Annotated in this window: 8 protein-coding genes; 2 read left to right on the forward strand and 6 right to left on the reverse strand. The window is 67.0% G+C overall.

From position 1 onward, the window contains the following. Window positions 1-262: 262 nt before the first annotated feature. Window positions 263-2,767 (forward strand): ABC transporter ATP-binding protein, encoded by a 2,505-nt coding sequence (locus ATE62_RS22375; protein WP_058810555.1) that lies wholly within the window; start codon window positions 263-265, stop codon window positions 2,765-2,767. Here ATE62_RS22375 and ATE62_RS22380 read toward each other — a convergent pair. The 6 genes from ATE62_RS22380 to ATE62_RS22405 form a co-directional block, all read right to left on the reverse strand. Beyond that, entirely contained in the window at window positions 2,764-3,819 is a 1,056-nt protein-coding gene (locus ATE62_RS22380) for a glycosyltransferase family 4 protein (RefSeq protein ID WP_058810556.1), read from the reverse strand. The genes ATE62_RS22375 and ATE62_RS22380 overlap by 4 nt on opposite strands. Continuing rightward, window positions 3,819-4,700 (reverse strand): UDP-2,3-diacylglucosamine diphosphatase, encoded by an 882-nt coding sequence (locus ATE62_RS22385; protein WP_058810557.1) that lies wholly within the window; start codon window positions 4,698-4,700, stop codon window positions 3,819-3,821. Before ATE62_RS22385 ends, ATE62_RS22380 begins: the two co-directional genes overlap by 1 nt. Window positions 4,701-4,951: 251 nt before the next feature. Beyond that, window positions 4,952-6,385: an aldehyde dehydrogenase family protein gene (locus tag ATE62_RS22390; RefSeq protein ID WP_058810558.1), complete on the reverse strand. Its 1,434-nt coding sequence runs from the start codon at window positions 6,383-6,385 to the stop codon at window positions 4,952-4,954. A gap of 136 nt (window positions 6,386-6,521) precedes the next feature. Beyond that, a complete protein-coding gene (locus ATE62_RS22395; protein ID WP_058810559.1) occupies window positions 6,522-8,168 on the reverse strand; it encodes an acetolactate synthase large subunit in 1,647 nt (548 codons plus the stop codon). 180 nt (window positions 8,169-8,348) lie between these two features. After that, window positions 8,349-8,882: a hypothetical protein gene (locus tag ATE62_RS22400; RefSeq protein ID WP_058810560.1), complete on the reverse strand. Its 534-nt coding sequence runs from the start codon at window positions 8,880-8,882 to the stop codon at window positions 8,349-8,351. Then, on the reverse strand, window positions 8,879-9,478 hold the full coding sequence (locus ATE62_RS22405) for a hypothetical protein (protein ID WP_058810561.1): 600 nt from the start codon (window positions 9,476-9,478) through the stop codon (window positions 8,879-8,881). Before ATE62_RS22405 ends, ATE62_RS22400 begins: the two co-directional genes overlap by 4 nt. A gap of 121 nt (window positions 9,479-9,599) precedes the next feature. Between ATE62_RS22405 and ATE62_RS22410 the strand changes: the two genes are divergently transcribed. Continuing rightward, window positions 9,600-10,043 carry a hypothetical protein gene (locus ATE62_RS22410; RefSeq protein ID WP_231736391.1) on the forward strand — a complete coding sequence of 148 codons (444 nt, stop codon included), beginning with the start codon at window positions 9,600-9,602 and terminating at the stop codon, window positions 10,041-10,043. The last annotated feature ends 274 nt before the right edge of the window (window positions 10,044-10,317 follow it).

Genomic DNA, 10,317 nt, shown 5'->3' on the forward strand with positions numbered 1-10,317 from the left:
CCTCCACCACCCTGCGGGTGGTCCCCCTCCCCACGGCTTCGCCGCAGGGAGGATTAGAATGACCGCTCCCGCCCGAAACCGGACACGGCGGCGCCCGTCGTCCGCCGCTCGATATCGGCCGTTCGTGGAACAGCCATGGCCCCGACACATTGTTGCGACAATTGCGACATAGGTGAACCGCGACCGCAAACCGGCGTCAGCGGGGGTTCAGCGCGCGCCGGTAAGACAAGACAAAGACAAGAAAAACAAAGGCCCTCTCCCGATGCTTCATTCCCGCCCCTCGCTTTCCGTCCGGGCCGCCCTGCTGGCGGCGGGGGCGTCGCTCGCGGTGCCGGCGCTCGCCGAGACCGAGGCGCCGGTCGCGATCACCGCGACCGCCGCGCAGCCGGCCGAGGATGTCGCGGCGCAGGCCGACGAGACCGAATATGACGATGTCCGCCCCGACGACATCGTCGTCACCGCGCCGCGCCTCGCGGGGCAGCTCGACACCGATTATGCCGCCGAGGCCGAACTCGACGAGGCGGCAATCGCGAGCTATGGCGTCTCGAACGTCGAGGAACTGCTGACTGCGCTCCAGCCGCAGACGCGCTCGGGGCGCGGGCGCGGCAGCGGGCGGCCGATCATCCTGGTCAACGGGCGCCGCGTCGGCGGCTTCGGCGAGGTCCGCAACCTGCCCCCCGAGGCGATCGCAAAGGTCGAGATCTTCCCCGAGGAAGTCGCGCTGCAATATGGCTATTCGGCCGACGAGCGCGTCGTCAACCTCGTGCTCAAGCCCAATTTCCGCCAGGTCGCGGTCGAGGCCGAGGGCGGCATTCCGACGCAGGGCGGGCGTTTCCAGAGCGAGATCGAGCCCAGTTTCCTGATGATCGGCAACAACGGCCGCTTCAACCTCAACGCGGGGTGGGAGCATCAGACGATGCTGCGCGAGAGCGAGCGGAACCTCGTCTACGACGACCCCGCGCTCGCTGCGCAGGCGCCCGCGCGCAGCCTGCTCGGCGCGAGCGACGAATATTCGCTCGACGCGACGATCCAGCGCAGCCTGAACAAGGTCACCGACGCGTCGCTCAACGTCCGTTTCGACCAGACCGACAGCCTGTCGTTGCTCGGCCCCGGGCTCGGCGGGGTCAGCGATCCGCTCGAACGCGAGGGGCGCAGCCGCAACCTCGCCGCGACCGCGAGCGTCAACGGCATGATCGGCGACTGGCGCTGGTCGACCTCGGCCAATTATGCCGACGCCGACCAGCGGACCTTCACCGATCGTATCGTCAATGGCGCCGCGCGCGTCGACCGCTTCGACAGCAGCCAGCAGAGCTTCGGCGGCAATGCCAATCTGTCGGGCACGGTGACCGAGGGCTGGGCGGGGCCGATCCGCCTGTCGGCGACCGCGAGCTATTCGGGGCTGCGCTTCGACAGCCGGTCGGACAATGCCAACGGCATCACGACCACCGACCTCGCGCGCGACCTGCCGGGCGTGTTCGGATCACTGACCATCCCGCTGCTCGACCCCGAATATGAGGTCGGCAAGATCGGCCGCGTGTCGCTGACGCTGAGCGGCCAATATCAGGACCCGAGCGATTTCGCCGCATTGAAGAGCTGGGGCGCGAACCTCAACTGGGGCGTGACCGACAATCTGTCGCTGATTGCGAGCTACAACCAGGACGAGGCGGCGCCCGGCATCCAGCAGCTCGGCGCCGCGCCGCTGGTGACCCCGGCGGTGACCTATTACGACTTCCGCACCGGGCAGACGGTGCAGATCACGACGACGACGGGGGGCAATCCCGCACTGCTCGCCGAGCAGCGCCGCGACCTCAAGCTCGGCGTGAACTGGTCGCCGCCGATGCTCGAGGGGCTCAACCTCTCGGTCAATTACAACCGCAACCGCAGCTACGACACCGCGAACGGCTTCCCGCTGCTGACGCCCGAGATCGAGGCGGCCTTCCCCGACCGCGTGACGCGCGATCCGAACGGCGTGTTGACCGCGCTCGACCTGCGCCCGGTCAATTTCGACCGCAGCGAAAATTCGCAGATCCGCTGGGGCTTCAACTTCGGCAAGAGCTTTGGCCAGCAGCAGCAGGGCGGCCCCGGTGCGGGCGGCGGACGCGGCGAGCGTCCGGCGGGTGCGAGTGCGACCCCGCCGGCGGGCGAGGGGGGGGCTCCTCCGGCAGGTGCGCGGCCAGGCGGCGGCGAAGGCGGTCCGCGCGCCGGCGGCGGGCGTGGTCCCGGCGGTGGCGGCGGCCCGCGCATGGGCGGCGGGCGCGGCGGCCCCGGCGGCATGTTCGGCGGGCCGCAGGGCGGGCGCTGGCAGGTGTCGCTCTATCATACGATCAAGCTGACCGATACGGTGCTGATCCGTCCGGGCGTGCCCGAACTCGACCTGCTCGATGGTTCGGCGACGGGCAGCGGCGGCGGCAGCAACCGCCACCTGCTCGAACTCGACGGCGGTGTGTTCAATAAGGGTTTCGGCGTGCGGCTGAGCGCGAAATACGACAGCGGCAGCACGGTCGCCGGCGGCAGTTCGGGCGACCTCAAGTTCGGCGACCTCGCGACCTTCAACCTGCGCGTCTTCATGGACTTCAACCAGAAGCCCAAGCTGATCGAGAAGCTGCCCTTCCTGAAAGGATCGCGCCTGCGCCTCGCGGTCGACAATATCTTCGACGCGCAGCGCAGGATCACCGACGGCAACGGCATCGTGCCGCTGAACTACCAGCCGGGCTATATCGACCCCTTGGGCCGCTATATCGAGCTGGAGTGGCGCAAGGCTTTCTAGGCCGAGAGGATCGTCGTGCCGAGCGCCGTGCCCTTGGGCGCAGGCTCGCTCGGTACGAAGGTCAGCGCTTTTTCGAACTGCGAGGTGCAGCCCGCCCAATTGTAGCGCGCGCCGAGCGCCGCGGCGTCGGCGCGGTTACAGGTCAGCGCCGCAGCGATCGCGGCGCCCAGATCCTCCTCGAGCGCCCCCGCGCCATCGCGGACGATGTCGCCGGGGCCGGGCACCGGATAGGCCGCGACGGGCGTGCCCGCGCTCAGCGCCTCGATGATCACCAGCCCGAAGGTGTCGGTGCGGCTGGGGAAGACGAAGACGTCGGCGCCGGCATAAGTCGCGGCGAGCACCTCGCCGGTCTGCTTGCCGAGGAAGACGGTATCGGGATAGCGCGCCTGCAGTTCGGCGAGCGCGGGGCCGTCGCCGACGACGACCTTGGTGCCCGGCTGCGCGGTATCGAGGAAGGCCTCGATATTCTTCTCGACCGCGATGCGGCCGACATAGAGCTGGATCGGGCGCGCGAGGTCTTCGAAGGCGGGGTGCGGCGCGCGGTCGGGGCGGAAGAGGGTGTGATCGACCCCGCGCTCCCACATCATCGTCTGCGTCAGGCCCTGCGCGGCGAGCTCGCGCCCGAGGCTGCGCGTCGCGACCATGATGTGGCGCGCGGGGCGGTGGAACCAGCGGATGAAGCGCCAGACGAAGGCCGGCGAGAGCGGCAGCCGCGCCGCGACATATTCGGGAAAGCGCGTGTGATAGGCGGTGGTGAAGGGGAATTGGTTGCGGATGCACCAGCGCCGCGCCGCCATGCCGAGCGGGCCCTCGGTCGAGATATGGATCGCCTGCGGCGCGAAGGCGCGGATATGCCGGCCGACCTTGCGCCAGCCCGCGAGCGCGAGGCGGATTTCGGGATAGGAGGGGCACGGAAAGGAGCGGAAGAGGTCGGGCGAGATCACCCCGACCTCGTGCCCCGCCGTGCGTAGCTCGCCGATCGTCGCCTGCAGCGTGCGCACGACGCCGTTGACCTGCGGCTCCCACGCGTCGCTGACGATCAGGATGCGCATCAGGCGGCCTTGGCCGGGGCGGGCAGCGAGAGCTGCGCCGGGGCGCTCCGCGCCGCGACTTCCTCGGCCCAGTGGAGGATTTCCATCGTGCCGTCGTGATGTTCGACCAGCGCGGTGCAGCCCTCGACCCAGTCGCCGTCGTTGTAATAGGAAACGCCATCGATCTCGCGCATCTCGGCGCTGTGGATATGGCCGCACACCACGCCATCGACCCCGCGCGAGCGCGCGGCGTGGGCGACGACTTCCTCGTAGCGGCCGATGAACTGGACCGCGTTCTTGACCTTGTGCTTGGCGACCATCGACAGCGACCAATAGGGCAGGCCGAGCTTGTTGCGCACCGCGTTGACCGCGACGTTGCACTTCATCAGCGCGGTGTAGGCGGCGTCGCCGACGAAGGCGAGCCAGCGGTGCGCGAGCATCACCGCGTCGAAATCGTCGCCGTGGACGACGAGCAATTTGCGCCCGTCGGCGGTCTCGTGGATCGCCTCGCGGCGGATCTCGACCCCGCCGAAATCGAAGCCGTCGAAGGGCTTGATCATCTCGTCGTGGTTGCCGGGGACATAGACGACGCGCGTGCCGCGCTTGGCGCGCTTCAAGACGCGCCACACGACGTCATTATGCTCGGGCGGCCAGAAGTGGCGCTTTTTTAGTCGCCAGCCGTCGATGATGTCGCCGACGAGGTAGAGCGTCTCGCAGTCGACATGGTCGAAGAAGTCGATGAGCAGCGGCGCGTTGCAGCCGCGCGTGCCGAGGTGGATGTCGCTGACCCAGACGCTGCGATAATTGCGCCGCTCGCCGATCACGCGTTCGGGGATATGCGGATCCGTGGTGAAGGGATCGGGGAAACGCGCGGGGATCGGCAGGGTGGAAATCGATGCCATGTCTCGCTCCGGAGGCAGTTTTTGCTGCCCCCGGCCTAGACAGGAGTTTTGTTACAGGGTGGGAATCGAAGCCGCGACAGTTCGGAGAAAGTTTTGCGGCGGTTTGGTGACGGTGCCGAAAGGAAACATATCCCCTCCCGCAGGCGGGAGGGGCAGCGAGACTTGCGAACTTTGTTCGCTAGTCGCAGCGGGGTGGGCCCCTGCAGCGTCGCTGCCCACCCCCGACCCCTCCCGCAAGCGGGAGGGGAGATTCAGGTCCGCCTGATCACCAGATTCCGGATTTCGCTCATATCCTCGATCGCAAAGCGCACGCCTTCGCGGCCGAGGCCCGAATCCTTGACCCCGCCATAGGGCATATTGTCGACGCGGTAGCTCGACACGTCGTTGACCACGATGCCGCCGACGTCGAGATGGTCCCACGCTTCCAGCACCTTGTGGATGTCGCGGGTGAAGATGCCCGCCTGCAGCCCGAACTTGCTGTCGTTGACCTCGGCGAGCGCGGCGTCCCAGTCGCTGAACTTCGACAGCACGACGACGGGGCCGAAGGCTTCCTCGACGACGACATCGGCGCCGCGCGGGACATTTTCGAGCAGCGCGGCCTCGAGCATATTGCCCTCGCACCCGCCGCCCGCGAGCAGGGTCGCGCCCGCGGCGACCGCGGCGTCGATCCAGCCCTTGAGCCGCGTCGCTTCCTTGACCGAGATCATCGGGCCGATGAAGGTCTCGCGGAGCTTCGGATCGCCCGATTTCAGCGTCTTGACCTTCGCCGTGAGCATGTCGCGGAAGGTCTCGTAGATATCTTCATGGATGATCACGCGCTGGACGTGGATGCAGCTCTGCCCCGACTGATAATAGCCGCCGAAGACGATGCGCGCGAGTGCATGGTCGAGGTCGGCGTCCTTGTCGACGATCACCGCGGCGTTGCCGCCGAGTTCGAGCACGACCTTCTTCTTGCCCGCCTTGGCCTTGAGGTCCCAGCCGACGCCGGGCGAGCCGGTGAAGCTCAGCAGCTTCAGCCGCTCGTCGGTGGTGAACAGGTCCGACCCCGCGCGCGCGGCGGGCAGGATGCTGAACGCACCCTCGGGGAGGATATCGCATTCGGCGAGCACCTCGCCCATGATGATCGCTCCGAGCGGGGTCATCGACGCGGGTTTCATCACGAAGGGACAGCCGATCGCGATCGCCGGCGCGATCTTGTGCGCGGCGAGGTTCAATGGGAAGTTGAACGGCGAGATGAAGCTGCACGGCCCGATCGGCACGCGCTTCCACATTCCCATATAGCCCTTGGCGCGCGCCGAAATGTCGAGCGGCTGGATCTCGCCATAGTTGCGAACCGCTTCTTCGGCGGCGATACGGAAGGTGTCGATCAGCCGCCCGACCTCGCCCTCGGCATCGGCGATCGGCTTGCCCGCCTCGACGCACAAAGCATAAGCGAGCTCGTCATAGCGCTCCTTGAAGCGCGTCACGCAATGGTTGAGCACGTCCTGTTTCTCGTAGCTCGCGAGCCGCGCCATCGGCTCGGCGGCGCGCACGGCGCCGGCGATCGCCTCGTCGATGACGTCGGGGGTCGCGAGCGCGGTGCGGAACGCGACCTCGCCGGTATATTTGTCGATCACCTCGAGGTCGGTGTTCGGCTGCGCCGCCTTGTTGTTGAGGTAGAGCGGGTAGACGTCTTTGAGTTTCATCGCATCTCTCCCCCCTCCCGCTTGCGGGAGGGGTCGGGGGTGGGCCAGCAACGGTGCGGAAAGCCCACCCCGCTGCGACTAGCGAGCAAGCTCGCAAGTCTCGCTGCCCCTCCCGCTTGCGGGAGGGGAGCGGAAATCAAAGCTCCTTCGACAGCTTCTTGATGTCGATATTCAGGATCTGGTCGTTCTCCGAATAGTCGACCGGGCAGTCGATCAGATGCACCCCCGGCGTGTCGCGGGTGTGCGCGAGCAGTTCCTTCAGATGCGCGGCGCTTTCGACGCGGTGGCCGTGCGCGCCATAGCTTTCGGCATATTTGACGAAATCGGGGTTGCCATAGGTCAGCCCCCAATCCTTGAAGCCCATGTTCGCCTGCTTCCAGCGGATCATGCCGTACGAGCTGTCGTTCAAAATCAGCACGGTGAGGTTGAGGCCGAGGCGGACCGCGGTCTCCATCTCCTGGCTGTTCATCATGAAGCCGCCGTCGCCGCAGATCGCCATGACCTTGCGGCCCGGATAGACCATCGCCGACATCATCGCCGAGGGCAGCCCCGCGCCCATCGTCGCGAGCGCATTGTCGAGCAGCACGGTGTTCGGGCGATAGGCGGTGTAGCCGCGCGCGAACCAGATCTTGTAGACGCCGTTGTCGAGGCAGATGATGCCGTCGTCGGGCATCGAATCGCGGATCGACTGCACCAGGTGCGGCGGGAAGATCGGGAAGCGCGCGTCGGCGGCGAGCGGCGCGGTGTGCTCGACCTCGGCCTTGCGATAGGCGAGCATGTGATCGAATTTCCAGCCGCCGTTGGGGACGATGTCCTCCTTCATCTGCCACACGGCGTTGGCGATGTCGCCGATCACCTCGACGTCGGGGAAATAGACGGGGTCGACCTCGGCGGTCTTCGACGAGATGTGGATGACCTTGGGCCCGCCCTGCTTCATGAAGAAGGGCGGCTTTTCGATCACGTCGTGGCCGAGGTTGACGATGCAGTCCGACGCCTCGACCGCGCGGTGGACGAAGTCGCCCGCGCTGAGCGCCGCGCAACCGAGGAATTTCGGGTGCCGCTCGTCGATCACGCCCTTGCCGAGCTGGGTCGTGAGGAACGGAATGCCGGTCTTTTCGATGAACTGCAGCAGCATGCGGCTGGTCATCGTGCGGTTGGCACCGGCGCCGATGACGAGGATCGGCGAGGTGGCTTCCTCGAGCGCCTTCACCGCCTCGCGGATCGATTTGACGTCGGCGTTCGGCCGGCGCGAGTGGCTGCGCTTCAGCGGGGTCGAATCGGTATGCTCGTCGGCGATATCCTCGGGCAGCTCGATATGGACGGCACCCGGCTTTTCCTCTTCGGCGAGGCGGAAGGCTTCGCGCACGCGGCTCGGGATATTGTCCGAGCTGGCCATCTGGTGGGTGAATTTGGTGATCGGCGACATCATCGAACAGACGTCGAGGATCTGGAAGCGGCCCTGTTTCGACTTCTTGATCGGCTTCTGCCCGGTGATCATCATCATCGGCATGCCGCCCAATTGCGCATAGGCCGCCGCGGTCACGAAGTTGGTCGCGCCGGGGCCCAAGGTGGCGAGGCAGACGCCGGTCTTGCCGGTGTGGCGACCGTAAGTGGCGGCCATGAAACCCGCGCCCTGCTCATGCCGCGTCAGGATCAGCTTGATCTTGGTCGACCGCGACAGGCTGTCGAGAAAGTCGAGATTCTCCTCGCCCGGGACGCCGAAAATATATTCGACGCCTTCTTCCTCGAGGCATTCGATGAACAGGTCGGATGCTTTTTTCATGTGACAGTCGCCCCCTCAGCCCCGCACCCGATGGTGCGGCCTTTAGCCTGTGCCGGCGACCCTCAGCACGATGATGACACAGCGGCGCCCGTCGTCAGGTCGCGAGTCCCTGCTGCATCGGGAAGCGGTTGTAACGAGGGGATAAGGGGTTGTCACCCTAGCGCGGACAGGCGCGGACGATCAGCGCTTGTCGACCCACAGATCGCGGTCGAGGCGGCCGGTTACTTCGGACCCGGCAGGGATTTCGGCGCTGCGCCCGGTCGCGATGAAGGGCAGGAAGAGGAAGGCCGCCGCGGTCGCGACGCCGTCGCCGCCGTCCGACTTGCCGCGCGCCTCGATCCGGCCCGACACGCGCAGGCTGCCGCCGGGCAGCTCGGCGTAGAGCAATTGGACGTCGAGCTTTCCCGCCTTGCCGAAGGCGCCGCGCTCGCGCGCATCGGCGAGCTGCGCGACGACCACCGTATCGGCGGCGATCGCGGTCGCCCCGTCGACCAGGACGGGCGCCGCGACCTTCAGATAGAGGAGGTCGCCCTTGACGCTCTTCTTGCTCGAAATCGCATGGCTGGTGACGAGGTCGATCGCCGTGCCCGCGGGGACGAGCAGGCGCGTTTCGGCGGGACCGGCGACCGGCTGCGCGACGACCATGTCCTGCGCCGCTGCGGGCGCGGCGAGCGCAAGCCCGGCGCCCAGCGCGAGCGCGCGGAGCGGCGTCACAGCCCGGCCGGCGCGGGCCGCGCGAGTTCGGTGTCGGCGCCGACGAAGCCCGTCATCAGCTCGCCCGCCTTGATCTTGGCATTATTGCCCTTGGCAAAGAGCCCGAGCGGGCCGAGCGCGAGCACGCCGAGCACGGTCTCGCCCGTGCCGCTTGCGCCCTTGGCGCTGTTGTTGCCGGTGATCGGCACCTGCACGTCGCCGATGTCGACATAGAGCAATTTGGCTTCGAGCTTGCCCGATTTCCCCGCATTGCCGCTCTTCTCGGCCGCGAGCACTTCGCCCCAGCCGGTGGCGCCGATCGGGATGACGGTGACGCCGTCGATCTGCACCGGCTTGTCGACGCGGAGCTTGAAGCGGTGCCCCGCCTGGTGGGTCTTGGTCGTGACTTCGGACACCACCATGAAATGTATGGGCGTGTCGCGGCGCAGGACCAGCGGCGCGATCACCGGCACGGCGGGCTCGGCGGTGGCCGCGACGGGCTCGGCCGCGACCGGCAGCTCGGCGGTGATCAGGGCCGGCGCGGCTTCGTCGGCGGGCGCCGCCTGCGCCGTCGCCGCGAGCAAGATGGCGGACGCAGCCGCATGTATCGAAAGCATAAAATCCCCCTGCAACCCGCGCGAATATCTACGCCCAATATCCGATGAATTGAAGCGAAAATCGGGTTGACGTCATGCGGCCGGAGCGCGAACTAGACGGACCATTCAGGGGGAGCAGAAAATGAAGTCGATCAAGATTCTCGCAGCCGTGGCGATCGCCGCCATGGCGGTCTCGTCGCCGGCCGTCGCGAAGAAAAAGGACGTCGCTTATGTGATGGTGAACGAGGAGATGGGCGTGCCCGTCTTCCCGCACGACATCACCGACAAGCCGTACAAGATCGTCGGCGTTGTGACCGCGGGCGTCCGCAAGGCGACGATCTTCAGCAAGGAACCGTCGCAGCAGAAAATCTACAACGAACTGTGGGAGCGCGGCGAAAAGCTGGGCGCCGACGCGGTGATCGGCGCGAAATACGGCGACAGCCACATGACCGCGCTGAGCTGGGGCAGCACCAAGGCCGGCGGCGTCGCGATCAAGTTCCTGACCGAGGCCGAAATCGCCGCGGGCACCAAGGGCGATACGCTCGAAGGCTTCGACCCCGAGGCGTGGGCCGGCAAGAAGATGTAAGGCTTGTCGCCGCGCTGTTTGCGGCGACGACGGGTTGAGGAGGGAGCGGCGCTTGCCGCTCCCTTTTTTGTTGGGAGCGTGATGGCGGTTTTGGGGTGGGGAGCGGATGTTGTTAATCCTCCCTGTCGCGAAGCGATGGGGAGGGGGACCATGCGAAGCATGGTGGAGGGGTGCGTGCAGCCGAACTCGGCGTATGACCTCCCGCACCCCTCCACCACCCTGCGGGTGGTCCCCCTCCCCACGGCTTCGCCGCAGGGAGGATTAAGATGTCCGC

Source organism: Sphingopyxis sp. HIX (assembly GCF_001468285.1).
In the GTDB taxonomy this organism is placed as follows: Bacteria; Pseudomonadota; Alphaproteobacteria; order Sphingomonadales; family Sphingomonadaceae; genus Sphingopyxis.

Bases quoted from the DNA above. Each gene is read 5' to 3' on its own strand.
- ATE62_RS22375 (WP_058810555.1), top strand. From the start codon at position 263: ATGCTTCATTCCCGCCCCTCGCTTTCCGTCCGGGCCGCCCTGCTGGCG.
- ATE62_RS22380 (WP_058810556.1), bottom strand. From the start codon at position 3,819: ATGCGCATCCTGATCGTCAGCGACGCGTGGGAGCCGCAGGTCAACGGC.
- ATE62_RS22385 (WP_058810557.1), bottom strand. From the start codon at position 4,700: ATGGCATCGATTTCCACCCTGCCGATCCCCGCGCGTTTCCCCGATCCC.
- ATE62_RS22390 (WP_058810558.1), bottom strand. From the start codon at position 6,385: ATGAAACTCAAAGACGTCTACCCGCTCTACCTCAACAACAAGGCGGCG.
- ATE62_RS22395 (WP_058810559.1), bottom strand. From the start codon at position 8,168: ATGAAAAAAGCATCCGACCTGTTCATCGAATGCCTCGAGGAAGAAGGC.
- ATE62_RS22405 (WP_058810561.1), bottom strand. From the start codon at position 9,478: ATGCTTTCGATACATGCGGCTGCGTCCGCCATCTTGCTCGCGGCGACG.
- ATE62_RS22410 (WP_231736391.1), top strand. From the start codon at position 9,600: ATGAAGTCGATCAAGATTCTCGCAGCCGTGGCGATCGCCGCCATGGCG.